The organism is Diaphorobacter sp. C33, assembly GCF_030503915.1.
Classification (GTDB): domain Bacteria; phylum Pseudomonadota; class Gammaproteobacteria; order Burkholderiales; family Burkholderiaceae_C; genus Diaphorobacter; species Diaphorobacter nitroreducens.
In genome coordinates this window covers 3,541,359-3,561,011 of sequence record NZ_CP129980.1, presented here as the reverse complement: position 1 = coordinate 3,561,011, position 19,653 = coordinate 3,541,359, and the positions used below count along the sequence as shown (strand labels likewise).

Annotated in this window: 21 protein-coding genes; 10 read left to right on the top strand and 11 right to left on the bottom strand. The window is 63.6% G+C overall.

Annotation, left to right across the window (positions count from 1 at the left end; all coding sequences use genetic code 11):
* The first annotated feature begins 3 nt into the window (after positions 1–3).
* The 5 genes from QY917_RS16805 to QY917_RS16785 all read left to right on the top strand — a co-directional run bounded on the left by QY917_RS16805 (position 4) and on the right by QY917_RS16785 (position 5,124).
* Positions 4–963, top strand: a complete 960-nt coding sequence (locus QY917_RS16805; protein ID WP_123674961.1) for a glycosyltransferase family 2 protein — start codon at positions 4–6, stop codon at positions 961–963.
* Positions 953–2,011: an acyltransferase gene (locus QY917_RS16800; RefSeq protein WP_123674960.1), complete on the top strand. Its 1,059-nt coding sequence runs from the start codon at positions 953–955 to the stop codon at positions 2,009–2,011. The genes QY917_RS16805 and QY917_RS16800 overlap by 11 nt, the downstream gene beginning before the upstream one ends.
* A 60-nt stretch (positions 2,012–2,071) precedes the next feature.
* Positions 2,072–3,472 (top strand): hypothetical protein, encoded by a 1,401-nt coding sequence (locus QY917_RS16795; RefSeq protein WP_148060993.1) that lies wholly within the window; start codon positions 2,072–2,074, stop codon positions 3,470–3,472.
* Positions 3,473–3,582: 110 nt separating this feature from the next.
* Positions 3,583–4,371, top strand: a complete 789-nt coding sequence (locus QY917_RS16790) for an HAD-IIB family hydrolase (protein ID WP_123674958.1) — start codon at positions 3,583–3,585, stop codon at positions 4,369–4,371.
* A 96-nt stretch (positions 4,372–4,467) separates the two neighbouring features.
* The gene (locus QY917_RS16785; protein ID WP_011804069.1) at positions 4,468–5,124 is read left to right on the top strand and encodes a c-type cytochrome; all 657 of its coding nucleotides are present in this window, start codon (positions 4,468–4,470) and stop codon (positions 5,122–5,124) included.
* A 25-nt stretch (positions 5,125–5,149) separates the two neighbouring features.
* On the opposite strand, the gene QY917_RS16780 is transcribed toward QY917_RS16785, so the two are convergent.
* Positions 5,150–5,581, bottom strand: a complete 432-nt coding sequence (locus QY917_RS16780) for an Lrp/AsnC family transcriptional regulator (protein ID WP_088887658.1) — start codon at positions 5,579–5,581, stop codon at positions 5,150–5,152.
* 111 nt (positions 5,582–5,692) lie between these two features.
* Here QY917_RS16780 and QY917_RS16775 point away from each other — a divergent pair, with 111 nt between their 5' ends.
* On the top strand, positions 5,693–6,745 hold the full coding sequence (locus QY917_RS16775; RefSeq protein WP_123674957.1) for an ornithine cyclodeaminase: 1,053 nt from the start codon (positions 5,693–5,695) through the stop codon (positions 6,743–6,745).
* Between the two features lie 274 nt (positions 6,746–7,019).
* Here the strand turns inward: QY917_RS16775 and QY917_RS16770 are convergent, their stop codons facing one another.
* The 6 genes from QY917_RS16770 to QY917_RS16745 all read right to left on the bottom strand — a co-directional run bounded on the left by QY917_RS16770 (position 7,020) and on the right by QY917_RS16745 (position 12,358).
* A complete protein-coding gene (locus QY917_RS16770; protein WP_088887660.1) occupies positions 7,020–7,757 on the bottom strand; it encodes an amino acid ABC transporter ATP-binding protein in 738 nt (245 codons plus the stop codon).
* 22 nt (positions 7,758–7,779) lie between these two features.
* Entirely contained in the window at positions 7,780–8,451 is a 672-nt protein-coding gene (locus QY917_RS16765) for an amino acid ABC transporter permease (RefSeq protein ID WP_011804065.1), read from the bottom strand.
* A 1-nt stretch (position 8,452) separates the two neighbouring features.
* On the bottom strand, positions 8,453–9,205 hold the full coding sequence (locus QY917_RS16760) for an amino acid ABC transporter permease (protein ID WP_011804064.1): 753 nt from the start codon (positions 9,203–9,205) through the stop codon (positions 8,453–8,455).
* Between the two features lie 120 nt (positions 9,206–9,325).
* Positions 9,326–10,225, bottom strand: coding sequence for a transporter substrate-binding domain-containing protein (locus tag QY917_RS16755; RefSeq protein WP_123674956.1), 900 nt, complete (start codon positions 10,223–10,225; stop codon positions 9,326–9,328).
* 122 nt (positions 10,226–10,347) lie between these two features.
* The gene (locus tag QY917_RS16750; protein ID WP_123674955.1) at positions 10,348–11,238 is read right to left on the bottom strand and encodes an amino acid ABC transporter substrate-binding protein; all 891 of its coding nucleotides are present in this window, start codon (positions 11,236–11,238) and stop codon (positions 10,348–10,350) included.
* A gap of 181 nt (positions 11,239–11,419) precedes the next feature.
* A complete protein-coding gene (locus tag QY917_RS16745) occupies positions 11,420–12,358 on the bottom strand; it encodes a LysR family transcriptional regulator (protein ID WP_011804061.1) in 939 nt (312 codons plus the stop codon).
* A 227-nt stretch (positions 12,359–12,585) separates the two neighbouring features.
* Here QY917_RS16745 and QY917_RS16740 point away from each other — a divergent pair, with 227 nt between their 5' ends.
* Genes QY917_RS16740 through QY917_RS16730 form a run of 3 tightly spaced genes read left to right on the top strand, consistent with a single transcriptional unit; the run spans position 12,586 to position 15,536 of the window.
* Positions 12,586–13,176: a TRAP transporter small permease gene (locus QY917_RS16740; RefSeq protein ID WP_123674954.1), complete on the top strand. Its 591-nt coding sequence runs from the start codon at positions 12,586–12,588 to the stop codon at positions 13,174–13,176.
* A complete protein-coding gene (locus QY917_RS16735; RefSeq protein WP_011804059.1) occupies positions 13,173–14,471 on the top strand; it encodes a TRAP transporter large permease in 1,299 nt (432 codons plus the stop codon). The genes QY917_RS16740 and QY917_RS16735 overlap by 4 nt, the downstream gene beginning before the upstream one ends.
* Before the next feature lie 33 nt (positions 14,472–14,504).
* Complete coding sequence (locus QY917_RS16730; RefSeq protein WP_012655603.1) at positions 14,505–15,536, top strand: DctP family TRAP transporter solute-binding subunit; 1,032 nt, start codon at positions 14,505–14,507, stop codon at positions 15,534–15,536.
* Between the two features lie 113 nt (positions 15,537–15,649).
* Here QY917_RS16730 and QY917_RS16725 read toward each other — a convergent pair whose 3' ends face one another.
* Together QY917_RS16725 and QY917_RS16720 are read right to left on the bottom strand one after the other, a co-directional pair.
* Positions 15,650–15,964 carry a nucleotide pyrophosphohydrolase gene (locus QY917_RS16725; RefSeq protein ID WP_047349317.1) on the bottom strand — a complete coding sequence of 105 codons (315 nt, stop codon included), beginning with the start codon at positions 15,962–15,964 and terminating at the stop codon, positions 15,650–15,652.
* Between the two features lie 54 nt (positions 15,965–16,018).
* The gene (locus QY917_RS16720) at positions 16,019–17,830 is read right to left on the bottom strand and encodes an ABC transporter ATP-binding protein/permease (protein ID WP_123675243.1); all 1,812 of its coding nucleotides are present in this window, start codon (positions 17,828–17,830) and stop codon (positions 16,019–16,021) included.
* A 43-nt stretch (positions 17,831–17,873) separates the two neighbouring features.
* Here QY917_RS16720 and QY917_RS16715 point away from each other — a divergent pair, with 43 nt between their 5' ends.
* Positions 17,874–18,305 carry an acyl-CoA thioesterase gene (locus tag QY917_RS16715; protein ID WP_123674953.1) on the top strand — a complete coding sequence of 144 codons (432 nt, stop codon included), beginning with the start codon at positions 17,874–17,876 and terminating at the stop codon, positions 18,303–18,305.
* Between the two features lie 52 nt (positions 18,306–18,357).
* Here QY917_RS16715 and QY917_RS16710 read toward each other — a convergent pair whose 3' ends face one another.
* Both QY917_RS16710 and QY917_RS16705 read right to left on the bottom strand, forming a co-directional pair.
* On the bottom strand, positions 18,358–18,912 hold the full coding sequence (locus QY917_RS16710; protein ID WP_047349319.1) for a polymer-forming cytoskeletal protein: 555 nt from the start codon (positions 18,910–18,912) through the stop codon (positions 18,358–18,360).
* Positions 18,913–19,098: 186 nt separating this feature from the next.
* The gene (locus QY917_RS16705) at positions 19,099–19,581 is read right to left on the bottom strand and encodes a thioesterase family protein (protein ID WP_123674952.1); all 483 of its coding nucleotides are present in this window, start codon (positions 19,579–19,581) and stop codon (positions 19,099–19,101) included.
* Positions 19,582–19,653: the final 72 nt, after the last annotated feature.

Genomic DNA, 19,653 nt, shown 5'->3' with positions numbered 1-19,653 from the left:
CCCATGCGTATCGCTGTTGCGATCCCTTGCTATAAAGTCACCCAGCACGTCCTGGGTGTGGTTTCTGCCATCGGTCCCGAAGTGGAGGCCATCTATGCCGTGGACGACGCTTGTCCCGATGGCAGCGGCCACTACATCGAGGAGCACAACCGCGACCCGCGCGTGCGCGTGCTCTACAACCCGGAAAACCGAGGCGTAGGCGGTGCCATCGTGACAGCATACGAAGCAGCCATCGCCGATGGCATGGACATTGTGGTCAAGATCGACGGCGACGGGCAGATGGACCCAAAGCTGTTGCCGCTGTTCGTGCGTCCCATCGTGCGTGGACAAGCCGACTACACCAAGGGCAACCGCTTCTACCGCCCCGAATCTCTGAGCGGCATGCCTCCCGTGCGCCTCTTTGGCAACGCAGTGCTGTCGCTGCTGACCAAGTTCAGTTGCGGTTACTGGTCTTCAATGGACCCGACCAACGGCTATACCGCCATCCATACATCGGTGCTACGCAAGCTGCCGCTGCACAAGCTGGAGCGGCGCTATTTCTTCGAGACCGACATGCTGTACCGCCTGAACACCATCCGCGCAGTGGTGCACGACGTGCCCATGGATGCGGTGTATGCGGACGAGGAATCCAACCTCAAGATATCCAAGGTGCTACCCGAATTCCTGGGCAAGCATGTCTCACGCATCTTCAGACGCTATTTCTATCTTTACCTGCTGCGCGACTTCAATGTCGGCAGTTTGTACAGCATCCTGGGAGTATTGCTGTGCATGGTGAGCGTCGTCTTTGGCGGAGTGCACTGGATCCACAGCATGTCCAGTGGCCAGCCCGCATCTAGCGGCACGGTGATGGCCGCAGCACTACCACTGATTATCGGCATTCAGTTCCTTATTGCCTTCTTGCACTACGACGTGAGCAACGTGCCCCGTGAAGCGCTCAGCCCCGAACTGACCGATGAGCACTGACACTCCCGTCAAAACCGACCTGCACTGGATCCAAGCGCTGCGCGGCATCGCCGCGCTGATGGTGCTGTTCTTCCATATGCACCCACACTGGGACCTAGTGCCGCTGCTGTCATATACCGGCGCGCTGACACGCTGGGGCTTTTCCGGCGTGGACATCTTCTTTGCGCTGAGTGGTTTCGTTGTTTACCGTTCGGCCCAGCGCTCGATCCCCGTGCGTGGTATCTGGCCGTTTGTCAAGAAGCGTCTGCTGCGCATCTATTTGGGCTACTGGCCCGTACTGCTGCTGATCGCGTTGACCACAGTGTTCGTTTATCAGGGCAGCCTGCCCCCGCTACGCAAGATGGTGTTCAGCACCTTGCTGCTATACCCCAACATTTGGGACAACTGGCTACCTCCCGCCTGGTCACTGACGATGGAGATCTATTTCTACATGTGGATCGCCCTCATAGCGCTACTGCCCCAACGCCATCAAATCAAAGCCATTGTTGGCCTAATGGTACTGATCGGGGCTTGGGGGGTTGGCTGGCTGATTGCCGATAAGCCGGGCGTATTCAGTGGGCAGCAACCATTGCGCTACTGGCTCACTGGATTAGGGCTGGAATTCCTAGCTGGGGCGCTGATGGCCCATGTGTACGAGCGCAAGGGCGCGATGTTCCAGTCAGTGGGCGTCACCGTGCCGGTGTCCATACTGCTGATGGCGGCCGGTGTAGGCATCGGCATGACATCGCCCTACTTCGACCGTGTCGAGATCATGCGCGCCGCAAGCTTTGGCGTCATGGGCATCTCCGCTTTGGTGGTGGGGCTGACGTTGGAAAGAACGCGGCATAAGCCGCCCGCCTGGCTGGTGGTCGTCGGCAATGCCTCCTACAGCTTGTATCTGCTGCACACGTTCTTGCTCGATGCCAGCGGAAAAATTCGGGGGTACCTCGGGCTGACCTCACATACAGCGTTGTTGTGTTTCATGCTGGCGTTGCCCGTGATGATCGTTCTGCTCAGCCTTCTGTGGTATCGCTGGGTAGAAAAGCCCATCATGAAAGCTGCGTTGTGAATTCCACCATGCAAGCCTCGTGAAGCCAGCGCACAGCCATCACAGCGCCACACAGACTCCATGCCCTACTCACCCTTAACCAGAGCTGTAGTCCGCTTTCTTGCCTTGTTTTTGCTGCTGGCAAGTACCTACGGTCTCTGGCTGGCGACGTTCTGGCCGGGTGTGCTTGGTGAGGACAGCGTAGCCATCCTGCTAGAGGCACACAACCCTGACGCCTTCCGTTCCGGGAAGACCGTCGTGTGGTATGGCTTTGTCAAGCTGCTCTACGGCACCACAGCACGGGTTGAGGCACCCATCGCGGCAGCCATGCTGATTTGCGCACTCATGCTGACGCGCATGCTAGCGTGGTATTGGGAGCAATCACTACGCAAAACTCTGCTTTTTGCTTTAGCTGCCATCGCGCTCGCGCCGCACATGATTTACTTCATGGGAACGTTGTACCCCGACGGCCTTTTTGCTATCGCGTCGGTAACACTGCTGTTCGAAATCTGGCTATGCACGAAACGTCGCCAAGCGTCAGCTGCTTCCTTAATCATGCTGGCGTTGGCTTTGCCGTTTGCTGCGTTCGTCCGCCCGAACGGACTGATATTTCTCTTACCCGCTGCACTCGCGGCGTTTTGGATAGAGGCGCGTAGCCGCACGTGGTGGCTACTGATCACGGGCATGTGGTGCGTCGTAGGTTTTATAAGCACTCAATTTCACCGCTCGACCACCCAGGAAACGCAGTTCCCCTTGGCAGCATTTGAAACGGCGGGTTTTCTACAGAAGCGGGCCATGAATGAACTGTGGAAGCAGTATCCACACATGAACGATCCATGGGTGCTGCAAGACCCAAAAGTCTCGCCCGCCACCATCGACGCACTGAGCCGCCAGTCCTCTCCCGAAAGAATCCAACAATACAGAGACCCGGCCTACTGGGATATGTTGGTATTTCATCCTGATGGCCCTCAAATAGGCCACCTATCTCCTGAAGACAAACACACCATCGTCCACGAATTCTGGACATACAACCTGTGGCAAAACCTCCCGGATTTCGCCGCCAGCCGCGTCAATGTGTTTCTCTCTGCGGCATTGGCCCAGGGCGGTTTCCCTGCTTTGTCTTACGCCTCGAACGTATTGCCACGCGTGCCCTCCGAATCCTCCTACCGAAGATTCCATTGGGACCGCGCAGAATCTTGGGCGCAAAAGGTACATGCCAAAAGCTACGCATGGAGATGGGCCCTTTGGACCCCCTGGCTGGGTTTGGCCCTTCTGCTATGGGCTACGTGCTGGGGAGTGAGGCATAAAGACAAAAGCATCTTGCTCATCACCATTCCCATGGTTGTGCAATTAGGAGGAGTTTTCATGTTCTCCATCGCCGGCGAGTACAGATATCTTCTGCCTTTTTTTGTTCTTCCAATGGTCTTGCTGCCAGCCATGGCTACGCGCAACAGGGATATCCCAGCCAAACACCTAGCCTGAGCCGGACACACACAGCCTTGCAGTCAATAGTTTTCATGCAAACCATTCCAAGCAGCCCCGCAGAAAATCCGGACAGAGCGACCCAACCGCAGCACACCGACAGGGTATCGATGGCGCCATTGGGCCAATGGTCTAGCCCCTTCCCTCTTGTAGGAGTATTGACCGATATCGACGACACCCTGACCACCGACGGTGCCATCACACAGGATGCGCTCGATGCCATGCTTGCCTTGAAGCAGGCAGGGTTGTCGGTTGTTCCCATTACCGGCCGCCCCGTGGGCTGGAGCGAACCCTTCGCGTTGGCCTGGCCTGTGGATGCCATCGTGGCAGAGAACGGCGCCGTCGCGCTGCGACGCAATGCCAAAGGGGGGCTCGATAGGCTCTACCAGCAGGACGCTCCCGCTCGCAGCGCCAACTTCGCGCGCATGCAACAGGTGTTGGCCGAGATTGAAGCCGCCGTGCCCGGCGCCCGGCGCGCCACCGACTCGCCGGGGCGCGAGACGGACATCGCCATCGACCACAGTGAATTCACGCACCTGCCCCAGGCGGCCATCGATCAGGCGGTTGCATTGATGCATGCCGCGGGCATGAACGCCACCGTGAGCAGCATCCACATCAACGGCTGGTTCGGCGCGCACAACAAGCTGGAGGGTGCGCGCTGGATCGTGCGCGAGCTGTTCGGGCGCGATCTGGACGCCGAGCTGGAGCACTGGGTCTACATCGGAGACTCCACCAATGACCAACTCATGTTTGCGCACTTCCCACACAGCGTGGGTGTGGCCAATATTGCGCGTTTCGTGCCCCAACTGCAGCATCTGCCGCGCTATGTGACGCAGGGCGAGCGCGGGGCAGGGTTTGCAGAACTTGCGCAATCCTTGCTCGCCATCAACGATCGCTGACATCGACCGTCCAGGTGCGCGTTGCACTAACAAAACGCCACCGGAACTTCACAACTCGCCTTCTAAAATGACCCTTTTCACAAAAAGGGTTACACCATGGCAAGGCGCATTCCCGCAATGCTGGCGCTGGCGTTGTTCGCCGGGCTGGCGTGGCAACCCGCGGCGATGGCCCAGGCCGGCCGCAGCAAGGTGGATATCGACACACGCTTGCAGCAAGCCATGGCGGACCCCAAGCTGGCCGACGAGCTCTACAAGGTCGGCCGCAAGGTCTCGGCGGTGTGCGCCAACTGCCATGGCGACGGAGGCAACAGCACCAAACCCTCGGTACCCAACCTCGCGGGCCAGAATCCGGCCTATCTGCTCGAGCAGGTGCGGCAGTTCGCAGACGGGCGCCGCCGCTACGAGTTCATGGAAGGCATGATCCGCGCGATGAACAGCGACGAGAAGATCGGCATGGTGCTCTTCTACGCCGCGCAGCCCGTCACTCCCAAACCCGTGGCGGACGCAGCGCTGCTGGCCAAGGGGCAGGAGATCTTCGGCAAGAACTGTTTTCGCTGCCATGGCGACATGGGCCGGGGCAACGACCAGATCGCACGCATTGCCGGCCAGCAGACCGACTACCTGCGCAGCACTCTCAAGCGTTACCGCGACGGCCCAAATACGCGCGCCAATTCGATCATGACGCCCAACACCAAGCTCCTCACGGACGCCGACATTGAGTCGCTGGTGGCGTACGTCTCGTCGATGCAGTGAAGCACTGCCCGCTCGGGCGGGACGATCACAGCTTGTACGTGGACAGCAGGATGCTGGTTTCGGTGCGCGCGATGCCCGGCGTGAGCCGAATGCGCGTGAGCGCCAGGTCGAATTCCTCCAGGCTCTGCGCATGCAGCTCGGCCACGATGTCCCAGCGGCCGTTGGTACTGTGCAGCGCGCCGACCAGCGGCTCTCCACGCAGGGCGCGAATCACGTCAGGCGCCGCGTTCCCTTCCACTGCAATGCTCATCCAGGCGCGGATCCGGTGGGGCTCCGACTCGGGGCGCAGCCGCACGGTGTAGCCGACGATGACGCCCTCTTCCTCCAGCCGGCGCAGGCGGTTCTGAACGGTGCCCCGGGCCACGCGCAGACGTGCGGCGAGCGCCGCCACCGGCATGCGGGCATCCGCACGCAGCAGGGCAATGATCTCGCGGTCGACGTCGTCCATGTTGCGCATACTGCCACGGGTTGCTGGCGAAACGCCAGTTTTCCGCGCTTATTGAGCAGTTTGCAGGCTGGTCCCCGGCGCAAGGCCTGTCCACAATGGGGAAACACTTGGACCGACACCATGACACGCCTCATTGACTTGCCGACCCTTGCTGCCTTCGTGCATGAACGGGGTGCCGCACGCTGCATGACCGAGCTGGCGGCCGAGCTTCGCGCCGACTTCCTGCGTTGGGAGTCTTTTGACAAGTCCGCCCGCACGGCCAGCCACAGCCCGCGCGGCGTGATTGAGCTGATGCCCGTGGCTGACGATGCGCTCTACAGCTTCAAGTATGTGAACGGCCATCCCGGCAACCCTGCCAGCGGACTGCCCACAGTGATGGCCTTCGGCGTGCTGGCGGAGGTCCGTACAGGCTATCCGCTGCTGCTGTCGGAGCTGACGCTGACCACGGCGCTGCGCACCGCTGCCACGTCGGCGCTGACGGCGCAGGCGCTTGCACGACCCGGCAGCCGCCGCATGGCGCTGATCGGCAACGGCGCGCAGGCGGAGTTCCAGGCCCTGGCCTTCCACGCGTTGCTGGGCATCCGCGAACTGCGGGTGTACGACACCGACCCCGCCGCCACCGACAAGCTGGTGCGCAACCTGGCGCACGTCGATGGCCTCACCGTGGAGCGCGCCGCCAGCACGGCCGAGGCCGTGCGCGGCGTGGACATCGTGACCACGGTCACCGCCAACAAGAGCCGCGCCACCATCCTCACTCCCGCGATGGTGGAGCCCGGCATGCACCTGAATGCCGTGGGTGGCGACTGCCCCGGCAAAACCGAACTGCACCCCGATGTGCTCCGCGGGGCGCGCGTGGTCGTGGAATACGAGCCGCAAAGCCGCGTGGAGGGCGAGATCCAGCAATTGCCCGCGGACCATCCCGTTACCGAGCTTTGGCGGGTACTGCGCGGCGACGCGCCGGGGCGCACGCGGGCCGACGAAGTCACGGTGTTTGATTCCGTGGGCTTTGCGCTGGAGGACTACTCCGCACTGCGCTACCTGTACCAGCAGGCCCAGGCGCGCGGCCTGGGCGTGGATGTGGAGCTGGTGCCCACAGACGACCCCAAGGACCTGTTCGGCCGCACGCGCGGTGCGAGCGTCCAAGGCCGCACGCGGCTGCGGCGCGTGGCTTGACCGCCTCAAGCCAAATCAGGCTCTAACGCCCATCCATCAAACGCTAGCAGCTATCAAAATAAAAGCAAAAGGCGCCAATGGCGCCTTTTGCCCTTCTGCCCTTTTGCTTTTGTACGCCACCCGGGCAAGCCTGGGCCACGGCCCATCCCACTGGCGCGCCCCGGACCATGGCAGCCCTAGGCCTGGCTCTGCCCTGCCGCCGGCTGCGCGCCCCTCCTGCAGCGCAGCGCTGCGAGTGGGGGGGAAGGCGAAGCGCCTCAGGGGGTGTGCAGAATCAATGCTGCAGGATCTTGTTGAGGAAGTCCTTGGTGCGCGGCTGGCGCGCCTCGGGGTTGCCGAAGAATTCCTCCTTCGAGCAGTCCTCCAGGATCTTGCCGCCCACGTCCATGAAGATCACGCGGTTGCTCACCTTGCGCGCGAAGCCCATCTCGTGGGTTACGCACATCATGGTCATGCCCTCGTGGGCCAGGCCCACCATCACGTCCAGCACCTCGCCCACCATTTCGGGGTCCAGGGCCGAGGTCGGCTCGTCGAACAGCATCACGATGGGGTCCATCGACAGTGCGCGCGCAATCGCCACGCGCTGCTGCTGACCGCCCGACAGCTGGCCGGGGAACTTGTCCTTGTGCGCCGTCAGGCCCACGCGCTCCAGCATCTTCAGGCCGCGGGCCTTGGCGTCGGTGGGGTTGCGGCCCAGCACCTTGATCTGCGCGATGGTCAGATTCTCGGTCACCGACAGGTGGGGAAACAGCTCGAAGTGCTGGAACACCATACCCACGCGGCTGCGCAGCTTGGGCAGGTCCGTCTTGGGATCGTGCACGGCCACGCCGTCCACGAAGATCTCGCCCTTCTGGAAGGGCTCCAGCGCGTTGATGGTCTTGATGAGGGTGGACTTGCCGGAGCCGGAGGGCCCGCAGACCACCACCACCTCACCCTTCTGGATGTTCGTGGAGCAGTCCGTGAGCACCTGGAAGCTGCCGTACCACTTGGAAACGTTCTTCAGTTCAATCATTGCAATTCCTTGGAACGCCGCTTCAGCGAATGATGGCGATCTTCTTGTGCAGGCGCTTGACCAGCCAGGACAGCGCGTAGCAGAGGATGAAATAGACCACGGCCGCGGCCAGGTAGGCCTCGATCGGGCGGCCATAGTTCTTGCCCGCGATCTCGAAGCCCTTGAGCATGTCGTAGGCACCGATGGCGTACACCAGCGACGTGTCCTGGAACAGGATGATGGTCTGCGTGAGCAGCACCGGCAGCATGTTGCGGAAGGCCTGCGGCAGCACCACCAGGCGCATGTTCTGCCCGTAGGTCATGCCCAGCGCCTGCCCCGCGAACACCTGGCCGCGCGGGATGGACTGGATGCCTGCGCGCATGATCTCGCTGAAGTAGGCGGCTTCGAAGGCGATGAAGGTCACCACGGCCGACACCTCGGCGCCGATGGGGCGACCGATGATCATGGGCACCAGCAGGAAGAACCACAGGATCACCATCACCAGCGGAATCGAGCGCATGCCGTTGACATAGATGGTGGCCGGCACGTCCAGCCACTTCTTGCCCGACAGGCGCATGAGCGCCAGCACCGTGCCCAGCAGGATGCCGCCCACGGTGGCGATCACCGTCAGCACCAGGCTGAAGTACAGCCCCTTGATCACGAAGTTGCTGAACAGCTCCCAGGTGAAGAAGGACCAATCGATATTCAGGTTCATATCAGTGTCCTCCCCCGCCTGCGGCAATCAGGCCCGGCACCCGCGTGCGCTTTTCGATGAACGCCATGATGCGGTTGATGGCAAAGGCCGAGATGATGTACAGCGCCGTGACGGCCAGGTACACCTCGATGCCACGTGAAGTCTCTTCCTGCGCCTGCATGGCGAACATGGTCAGCTCGGCCACGGAAACGGCAAACGCCACCGACGAGTTCTTGAACACGTTCATGGTCTCGCTGGTGAGCGGCGGGATGATGATGCGAAACGCCATCGGCAGCAGCACGTAGCGGTAGTACTGGAACGTGGTGAAGCCCAGCGCCATGCCCGCATAGCGCTGGCCGCGCGGCAACGCCTGGATGCCCGAACGCACCTGCTCGGCGATACGCGCCGAGGTGAAAAAGCCCAGCGCAAACACCACCAGCACGAAGCCCGGCAGCGACTTCATGGCCGGGAAGATCGACGGCACCACGTGGTACCACACAAAGATGTGCACCAGCAGCGGAATGTTGCGAAACAGCTCGACCCAGGCATTGCCCAGCCGCACCGTCCATGGACGGCCTTCCAGCGTGCGCAGCGTGCCAACCAGTGAACCGACCACCAGCGCAACGGCCAGCGACAGCAAGGAAACGGATACCGTCCAGCCCCAGGCCGACAGCATCCAGTCGAGGTAGGTGATGTCGCCGTTCTTGCCGAAGCAGCTTTGACCGACCTCTTGGGTAATGGTGTCCTGGCAGAACACCTGCCAATCCCAATTCATAGGAGCACCCCTTCTATTCTTCGATCCGTGTTGCCGCGGCAGCGCATGGCGGCGCTGGCGCAACAACAAAAAACGCCCCTCCGGGCCCGGAGGCCGAAGGGGCGATGCAATGCAAGCCGATTACTTGACTTCGTACGACTCCATGGGCTTGTCGTTGGGGTGGGCCCATGCGTTCTTCGTAGCTTCGGACAGCGGCAGGCCGATCTTCACGTTGGCCGGCGGGATGGGTTGCATGAACCACTTGTCGTACAGCTTGGCCAGGCTGCCATCTGCGATCTGGCGCTTGATGGAATCGTCCACGGCCTTCTTGAAGGCGGGGTCGTCCTTGCGCAGCATGCAGGCAATGGGCTCCACCGACAGCACTTCACCCACGATCTTGAAATCGGCAGGGTTCTTGGACTTGGAGATGTTGGCCGCCAGGATGGAGCCGTCCATGATGAAGGCGTCGGCACGGCCCGTCTCCAGCATCAGGAAGCTGTCGGCGTGGTCCTTGCCCATGACTTCCTTGAAGGTCAGGCCATCGGCGCGCTTGTTCTTGCGCAGCGTCTGCACCGACGTCGTGCCGGTGGTAGTGACGATGGTCTTGCCGTTCAGGTCCTTGATGCCGGTAATGCCCGACTTGGCGTTCACGGCGATGCGCACTTCTTCCACGTAGGTGGTCACGGCGAAGGCCACGTCCTTCTGGCGTGCGGTGTTGTTGGTGGTGGAGCCGCACTCGATGTCCACCGTGCCGTTGGTCACCAGCGGAATACGGTTCTGCGAAGTCACCGGCTGGTACTTGATCTCCATGTTGGCCAGGCCCAGCTGCTTCTGGATGTCGGCCAGGACGCGCTCACCCATCTCGGTGTGGAAGCCTACGTACTTGCCGTTGCCCAGGGTGTAGCCCAGGCCCGAGGACTCGCGCACGCCCAGCGTCACGGCACCCGTAGATTTGATCTTGGCCAGGGTGTCGTTGGTCTGTGCGAACGCGCTACCAGCGGCCAGGACGGTAATGGCTGCGGCCAGCAAATGCTTCTTCATGAATATCTCCTTGTGGGTGAAGCGAAAAGCGAAGTGTATTGAAATCGAACGACCGTTCTGGGGAACCGATGGCGGTCAAGCCACGCCCTGCGGCACGTTCAAGACAGGGGCGTATTGTGGGTTCAGAAGGGAACCTGATCGGTAGGGTATTTCCAGAAGTCCCGCAGCAGGTAGCTCACGGGCAGGTTCAGCGCACGGTGGGTAGGCGCAATGGGCTGCATGAACCACTTGTCGTAGATGGCGTTGATCTCATTGCTCACGATCAGGCGGCGCATCTCCTCGTCCACCAACTTCTTGAACTCGGGATCGTTCTTGGGAAGCATGATCGCCAGCGGCTCGGTGGTGACGAAGCGGCCCACCACCTTCAGCGCCTTGGGGTCGGGGCGGTTGGCCGCCAAGCCATACAACAGCACATCGTCCATCACGAAGGCGTCGGCCTGGCCCTTCTCCACCATGACCACCGCGGCCTCATGGTCGGGCGCCTCCACCATCTGGATGCGCATCAGCCGTTCGCGGTTGGCCTGCTCGGCCGCTTTGTAGGGCGTCGTGCCTTTGGTGGACACGAGCTTCTTGCCTTCCAGATCCTCCATGCGCGTCACCGTGCTGGCCGCGGGCACCAGCAGGCGCGCACCCGTGATGAAGTGCGGAATGGTGAAGGCCACATCCTTGCGGCGCTCGGCGTTGTTGGTGGTGGAGCCGCATTCCATATCGGCCTTGCCGGTCTTCACCATCTCAATGCGATTGGCGGGTGTCACCTGCACCAACTGCACCGGCATGTTCTTCATGCCGGTCTTCTTGCGCACCACTTCGGCGATATGCAGGCACAGGTCCAGGGCGTAGCCCATGGGCTTGCCCTCGTGCACGTACGAAAACGGCACCGACGATTCACGGTGCGCCAGCACCAGCGGTCCGCCGCCGCGCACACGCTCCAGCACCCCTTGGGCTTGCGCGCCCACGGCGCAGCACAGCGCCACCGCGGCGCCCAGCGCCTTCCATCCTTGCTTGCAATTCATTCAGAGGATCTCCCTTGTGCATGGCTTAGCAATCTCCGCACCAGGTGCGCGCCATGTTTCGGTGCGACCGTGCGTTGCCACATTTAGTTTCAAAGACTGTAATGTCGCGTGACCACGCAATCCAATGCCAGGGATGTGGGTTTGCATGCAAGACTTGCATGCCAAGTGTGGTGCGCCCGCGTCAGATGGGGTTCTGTCCGGCGCGCGTCTGCAGGTACGTCCACAGGGACTGGGCCAGGCCCTTGGCCGGCTCCTTGCGCGAGGGCTTTTCGCGGTAGGCGCGTACTTCCATCACCATCTGCAGGTCCTGCGCGTCGGGCGGCGCCGCGCTCAGGAGCTTGCGCGAACGCAGTTCCTTCTTCACCGCGCTGTAGGGCAGGAAGGCGACGCCGTGCCCTTCCAGCGCCATGGCCTTCAGGCCTTCGGCCATATCCGTTTCGTACACGCGGTCCAAGTGGATGGCCGTCCCCGCCTGCTTGAGGATCAGCTCCGTCACGCGCCCCAAGTAGGCCCCCGGCGCATACCCCAGGTAGGGCAGCGGCTCGCCAGGCCGGCCCGGCAGGCAAAACAGCGGCTGACCATCCGCGCCCGCCTTGGCGTAGGGGGCCAGGACCTCCTGCCCCAGCGTCACCATCTCGTAGCGGTCCGGGTCCAACTGCAGAGGCTGCGATGGATGGTGGTAGGAGATGAGCAGATCGCAGCCGCCCTCCACGAGGCGCATCACCGCGTCGTGCACATTCAGGGCGATCAGCCGGCTTTTGAGCGGGCCGAAGTCCGCCCGCAGCGCCGACACCCAGGCCGGGAAAAAAGTGAACGCCAGCGTATGCGGCACGGCGAACTCGATCATGTCGGTGCCCGCGCTGGTGTGCGCGCGCAGCATGGCGCGCGTGTTCTGCAGCGCCTGCAGCACCTCCAGCGCCTGGTCGTACAGCGTGTTGCCCGCGGCCGTCAGCCGCGTGGGGTAGGAACTGCGGTCCACCAGATCGGTGCCGGCCCAGGCCTCCAGCGCCTGGATGCGCCGCGAAAAAGCGGGCTGTGTCACATGGCGCAATTGCGCCGAGCGGCTGAAGCTGCGCGTTTCTGCCAGGCTGACGAAGTCTTCGAGCCATTTGGTTTCCATGGCCCGCATTATCGATGCGCCCAGGCAGGCCTTCTCCCCCTGTTGAGCGCGACTGGGCCGCCCCAGCGCCCTCCTGGGGAACACCCTGCGGCGGAGCACCGTACGTTTGATTGCAAAATAGGCCCTCTCGCGCCCACAGCGCAATCCTTCGACCAGGCCCCTGGTGCACAACACCGGAGGGCAGAGCGGCCAGCCTTTCATGTTCGACTTTTCTGTTCTCTGCCCCCATGTCCTCCCTACCTACCCCCGGGCCGGCCGACGATGCCGCCCCGGATGGCGCGCGCGTCTCTAGCGCCCCCGCCTCCAGCGAACCCCGTTCCCTGCGCATCGAGGACTGGCTCACCGTCATCGTCATGGCGCTGCTGGCGCTGATCACGTTTGCCAACGTGCTCGTGCGCTATTTCACCAATTCGTCCTTTGCCTGGACCGAGGAGCTCTCGGTCTTCCTGATGATCGTGCTGGCCCTGGTGGCTGGCTCTGCCGCCGTGGCGCGCGACCGCCACATCCGCATCGAATTCTTCTGCGACAGCGGCTCCGCAGCCCGCCGCCGCCGGTTGGCGCAACTTGGCGCACTGCTGGTGGCCGTGCTGTTCGCGGTGATCGCCGTGCTCAGCGTGCGCGTGGTCTGGGACGACTACCGCTTCGAAGAAACCTCGCCCGGCATCGGCGTGCCGCAGTGGTGGTACTCGGTCTGGCTGCCCATCCTCTCGCTGCTCATCACCTGGCGCGCCATTGGCCTGCTGATCCGCCGCACGCGCCAGCCGGACGTGGAGTTTCTCGGCAATGACGCAGACGACGACGGAGAGCGCCAGCCATGATCGCCACGCTGCTCTTCGTCGCCTTCCTGGTGCTGATGTTTGTGGGCGTTCCCATCGGTGCCGCCCTGGGGTTGGCCGGCGCCGCCGCCATTGCGCTGGCCAATGCCGAGACGCAATGGTTTGGCCTGCTCGCCGTGCCGCAGAACTTCTACGCCGGGCTGGGCAAGTACCCGCTGCTGGCGATTCCCATGTTCGTGCTGGTGGGCTCGATCTTCGACCGCTCGGGCGTAGCGCTGCGCCTGGTGAACTTTGCCGTGGCGATCGTCGGGCGCGGACCGGGCATGCTGCCGCTGGTGGCGATTGCCGTGGCCATGTTCCTGGGCGGCATCTCCGGCTCGGGACCGGCCAACGCGGCCGCCGTGGGCGGGGTGATGATCGCGGCCATGAGCCGCGCGGGCTACCCCGGCAGCTTCTCAGCGAGTGTGGTGGGGGCGGCCGCAGCCACGGACATCCTCATCCCGCCTTCGGTGGCGTTCATCATCTATTCGGTGTTGGTGCCCGGGGCCTCGGTGCCGGCCTTGTTCGCGGCGGGCATGGTGCCGGGCGTGCTGGCGGGCATTGCGCTGATCGTGCCGGCCGTGTGGATGGCGCGCCGCCACCGCATGGGCCACCTGGAAGCCGACATGCCCCGCCCGCCGTTCTGGCGCAGCCTGCGCGAAGCCTCCTGGGGCCTGGCCGCGCCGGTGCTGATCCTGGGCGGCATGCGCGCGGGGTGGTTCACACCCACCGAGGCCGCTGTGGTGGCCGTGTTCTACGGCCTGTTCGTGGGCATGGTGATCCACCGCACCATTCGGGTGCGCGACCTGTTCACCATCCTGCGCGAAGCGGGCGAGCTGTCGGCCGTGATCCTGATCGTGGTGTCGCTGGCGGGCATCTTCGCATTCTCGCTGTCCACACTGGGCGTGATCGACCCGGTGGCCAACGCCATCGTGAACTCCGGCCTGGGCGAATACGGCGTGCTGGCGCTTTTGATCCTGCTGCTCATCACCGTGGGCATGTTCCTGGACGGCATCTCGATCTTCCTGATCTTCGTGCCGCTCTTGCTGCCCATCATGCAGCACTACCAGTGGGACCCGGTGTGGTTCGGCGTGATCCTCACCCTGAAGGTCGCACTGGGCCAGTTCACGCCGCCGCTGGCCGTGAACCTGATGGTCAGCTGCCGCATCGCAGGCGTGCGCATGGAGTCCACCGTGCGCTGGGTTGGCCCCATGCTGCTGGCCATGTTCCTGGTGATGGTGGCCGTGATCGCCTTCCCGCAGCTGGCCCTGTGGCTGCCTGCCCAGCTGGGCTATTGATTCGTTCGCATTTTTTCCAAGGAGACCTGTCCCATGAAACTTCGCACTTTCCTCACTTCCGCCGTCGCCGCTGCTGCGGCCCTTGCCTTCGGCACACCCGCGCTGGCGCAGAACTACAAGAGCGAATATCGCATGTCGCTGGTACTGGGCACCGCCTTCCCGTGGGGCAAGGGCGGCGAGATCTGGGCACAGAAGGTCAAGGAGAAAACCCAGGGCCGCATCAACATCAAGCTCTACCCGGGCGTGTCGCTGATCCAGGGCGACCAGACACGTGAGTTTTCCGCGCTGCGCCAGGGCGTGATCGACATGGCCGTGGGGTCCACCATCAACTGGTCGCCCCAGGTGAAGGCGCTGAACCTGTTCTCGCTGCCCTTCCTGTTCCCCGACTACGCGGCTGTCGATGCGGTCACACAGGGCGAAGTCGGCAAGAGCATCTTCCAGACACTGGAAAAGGCCGGCGTGGTGCCACTGGCCTGGGGTGAGAACGGCTACCGCGAGATCAGCAACTCCAAGCACGCCATCAAGAGCCCCGCCGACCTCAAGGGTCTGAAGATCCGCGTGGTGGGCTCGCCCCTGTTCCTCGACACCTTCACCGCGCTGGGCGCCAACCCCACGCAGATGAGCTGGGCCGACGCACAGCCCGCCATGGCCAGCGGCGCCGTGGATGGCCAGGAGAATCCCATCGCCGTGTACCAGGCCGCCAAGCTGCACACCGTGGCACAGAAGCACGTGACCATGTGGGGCTACATGAACGACCCGCTGATCTTCGTGGTGAACAAGGACGTGTGGAACAGCTGGACGCCCGCCGACCGCGAAGCCGTCAAGCAGGCCGCCATCGAAGCCGGCAAGGAAGAAATTGCCATCGCGCGCAAAGGCATGATCGAGGCCGACAAGCCCCTGCTCAAGGACATCGCTGCGAATGGCGTGACCGTGACGCAGCTGAGCCCCGCCGAGCGCGACGCCTTCGTGAAGGCCACGCGCCCCGTGTTCGAGAAGTGGAAGGGCCAGATCGGCGCCGACTTGGTAAGCGCAGCCGAGAAGGCGATTGCGGCGCGCAAACAATAATGGGGCAGTAATGGGGCGCCTTGCCCCATAGCGCAGGCTCTGCCAGCGCTATCAAATCAAAAGCGGCTAACGCCCTAACCACGGGCGCTAGCCGCTTTTTTACGCCTCACGCATCAGGGAACGGGATGCTTGACGGCGTTCTTGGCCAGCTTGCGCCGCACGGCAACTTCCAGGTCCACGCCCGCGTAGTCCGCCAGCTGCAGCAGGTACAGCAGCACATCGGCCATCTCGTCGCCCACCCGCTCGTGGGCGGTGGCGTCCTGGGTGAAGGTGCGCGACTGCTCCGGCGTGAGCCACTGGAACAGCTCCTGCAGCTCGGCCGCCTCCACCATCAGCGCCATGGCCAGGTTCTTGGGCGTGTGAAAGGGCTGCCAGTCACGCGCGGCGGCGAAGGCGCGCAGTTCACGCTGCAGGGCGACGATATCCATGCTCAACGCTCCGTGCTTTCATTTTGATAGCTGCTTGCGCTTGCCACATAAGCGCTACAGCCCGTTTTGACCATCATTCTTCTGCAACGCCCACATGCGCGCGTAGTGCCCGCCGTGGGCCAGCAGCTGCGCGTGCGTGCCACGCTCGACGATACGGCCGGCCTCCATGACCAGGATTTCGTGCGCGTCCACCACGGTGGACAGGCGGTGGGCGATCACCAGGGTCGTCTTGTTCTGCGCGGCGCTGGCCAGCTCGGCCTGGATGGCACGCTCGTTGGCGGAGTCCAGGGCGCTGGTGGCCTCGTCGAAGATCAGGATGGGTGGGTTCTTGAGCAGCGTGCGCGCAATGGCCACGCGCTGCTTCTCGCCACCGCTGAGCTTCAGCCCGCGCTCGCCCACCATGGTGTCGTAGCCCTTGGGCTGGGCTGCGATGAAGGCATGGATGTGCGCAGCGCGCGCTGCCTGCTCAACCTCAGCCTGGCTGGCGCCGGTGCGGCCGTAGGCGATGTTGTAGGCCACGGTGTCGTTGAACAGCACCGTGTCCTGCGGCACGATGCCGATGGCGCGGCGCAGGCTGTCCTGCGTGACCGTCCGGATGTCCTGCTCCGCGATGGTGATGCGCCCGCCCTGCAGGTCATAGAAACGGTACAGCAGGCGGCTCAGGGTGCTCTTGCCTGCGCCCGAGGGGCCGACCACGGCAACCGTCTTGCCAGCGGGAATCGTGAAGCTCACTCCCTGCAATACGGGCCGTGCGGGGTCGTAGGCGAAGTGCACATCCTCGAAACGCACGGTGGGCGTGTGCAGGTCCGTCAGCGGCTGGGCGCAGGGCGCATCGGCCACCTCCTGCTCCCTGTCCATCAGCGTGAACATCTTGTCCAGGTCGGTCAGGTTCTGCCGGATTTCGCGGTAGATCACGCCCAGGAAGTTCAGCGGGATGTAGATCTGGATCATGAAGGCGTTGACCATGACCAGGTCGCCCAGCGTCATGCGCCCCGCGGCCACGCCCTCGGTGGCGCGCCACAGCATGGCCACCAGCCCCACGGCGATGATGAGCTGCTGCCCGCTGTTGAGCAGCCCCAGGGTGCTGCGGCTCTTGAGCTGGGCCTGCCGCAATTGCTCCAGGCTTTCGTCGTAGCGGCGCGCCTCGAACTGCTCGTTGTTGAAGTACTTGACGGTCTCGTAGTTCAGCAGCGAATCGATGGCCTTGCTGTGCGCGGCCGAGTCGAACTGGTTCGCCTGGCGCCGGAACTGGATGCGCCACTGCGTCACGCCCACGGTGAAGGCGACGTACAGCACCAGCGCGGTGAGCGTGATGACGGCAAACCACACGTCGAACTGGCGCGCCAGGATGAACAGCACCAGCAGTACCTCGACCAGCGTGGCGGCCAGGTTGAACAGCGCGAACGACACCAGCGACTCGATGCCGCGCACGCCGCGCTCGATGTCGCGCGTCATGCCGCCGGTCTGGCGCTCCAGGTGAAAGCGCAGGGACAGCGCATGCAGGTGCTCGAAGGTCTTGAGCGCGATGGCGCGCGCCGCGCCATGCGTGGCCTTGGCGAACACCAGCTCGCGCAACTCGTTGAACACCGAGTTGGCCAGGCGCAGCGCCCCGTAGGCCAGCAGCAGCCCCACGGGCACCACCAGCAGCGCCGTGGTGCTGCCGGCGGGCAGCGTCATGGCATCGACGAGCCTCTTGAGCAGCAGCGGCACCCCCACGTTGGCCAGCTTGGCGCCGACCATGAAGGCCATGGCCGCGACCACGCGCCATTTGTACTGCCACAGATAGGGCAGCAGGCGCTGCAGGGTGGCCCGGTCGGAACGAACGCGTGGGCTGTCGGAGGCGATGGCTTCGCCGTAGCGGCGCATGATGGACAATCCGTGGAGTCAAGCAAAACCAAAGATTGTGCCCATGTCCCAGGATCGCCCCGCCTCCCACAGCCAGTTGCCCGCCGATAAGGAACTGGTACTCAAGGTGATACCCATGCCCGCCGACACCAACGGCAATGGCGACATCTTCGGCGGCTGGGTCATGGCGCAGGTGGATCTGGCTGGCTCCGTGCTGCCCGCGCGGTACATCCGCGGCCGCATGGCCACGGTAGCGGTGAACGAATTCATCTTCAAGCAGCCCGTGCGCGTGGGCGACCTGCTGTCGTTCTTTGCCGAAGTCACGCGCATCGGCAACACCTCCATGACCGTGCAGGTGGAGGTCTATGCCGAGCACATCCGCACCCAGGGCAGCTACGTGAAGGTGACCGAGGCGTCGCTGACCTATGTGGCCATCGACGAGAACGGCCGCCCGCGCCCCATTCAGAAGCCGGGCGAAGAAAGCGTCGCGCCGTAAAAAAACGGGAGCGCCTCACGGCCTCCCGCTGGCGGCGATGGGTGTGCCGGCGTCAGGCCGCGGCCAGCGCGGCCGAGGATGCGGCAGACGACGAACCCGAGGCCGCGCTCATGCGCGCGCCACCACCCAGGCCCACCTCAATCTCGCCGGAGAGCTGGCCACCCTCTTCGATCACCACCTTGCCGTAGCGGATCTTGCCGCTCACCTTGCCGGTGCTGAAGATCACCAGCTTCTGGCGCACGGTGAGCGTGCCGTCGAACTCGCCGTGGATCTCGGCAATGTCGATCTCTGCTGAGCCGCGGAACGCGCCCTGCTCGGTGATCTGGATCACGCGCGAATCCATGGTGGCCTCCACGGTGCCTTCCACGACGAGGGTGTCGCAATCGGTGATCTCCACACCCTTGAGCTTGATGTTGGGGCCCACGGTCAGCTTGCTGCCGCTGCCCTCGGCCGTGGCGCTGGAGGCCGTGGACACAGCGGTTCTGGTTGCGGGAGCGGCGGTTGGGGTGCTTGCGGTGGTGGTGGTGCCGCCCAGCGCTGACGAAGGCTGGCGGGATTGGAAAGTGTCGGGTTCGCGTTTGCCAAAGAAGGGGTTTTGCACGGCCATCGGATCGGATCTCCTAGAAAAGACCCGCAGATGCTAGGAGTTGCCACAGATCAAAACCGCCCCTGTTACGCAAGAACGGTAACCAAACCGTTCGATGGTTGCATGCACTTGCAGGGCTTGCAGCAGCACACAGCGCGTATCCCCAAAACGGCGCGTGCCCGGCGCGGCCGTCTTCGCACGGTCGCGCTAAGAGACGATGTACGCCGCGGCTCCCGCGGACATCAGCTCGCCCTGCGGGCCGAGGAACTCCATGCGCGTGGTGGCCACGCGCGAGCCCAGGCGCAGCACCTCGGCCCGCAGCTCGAAGTGGCTGCCGATGCCGGGGCGCAGATAGTCGATGCGCAGGTCGATGGTGCCCAGCTTGGCGAAGCGGTGCAGGCGGTCCATGGGCGCCTCGTCCATGTGCTTGGCGCCGATGGCCGCCATCACGGCCAGACCGCCCATGGCATCCAGCCCCGCGCTGATGACGCCGCCGTGCAGCCGGTTGTAGGCAAAGTGCCCCACCAGATCGGGACGCATGTCGATGCGCGCCGCGACGGCCGCGGGCTCCAGGCGCGTGATCTTCAGGCCCAACAGGTGGTTGAAGGGAATCTTCTCCTCAAAGATCTGGCGCAGGCCGGCGATGAACTCGGGCTCGAAAGCCGCTGGCAGGCTGGCAGTTTTGTTCATGGAATTTTGCTCTCTTATCAGGAGCTGCTAGCGCTTGCTGGATAAGCGCTAGAGCCACTTTTATTTCAAATG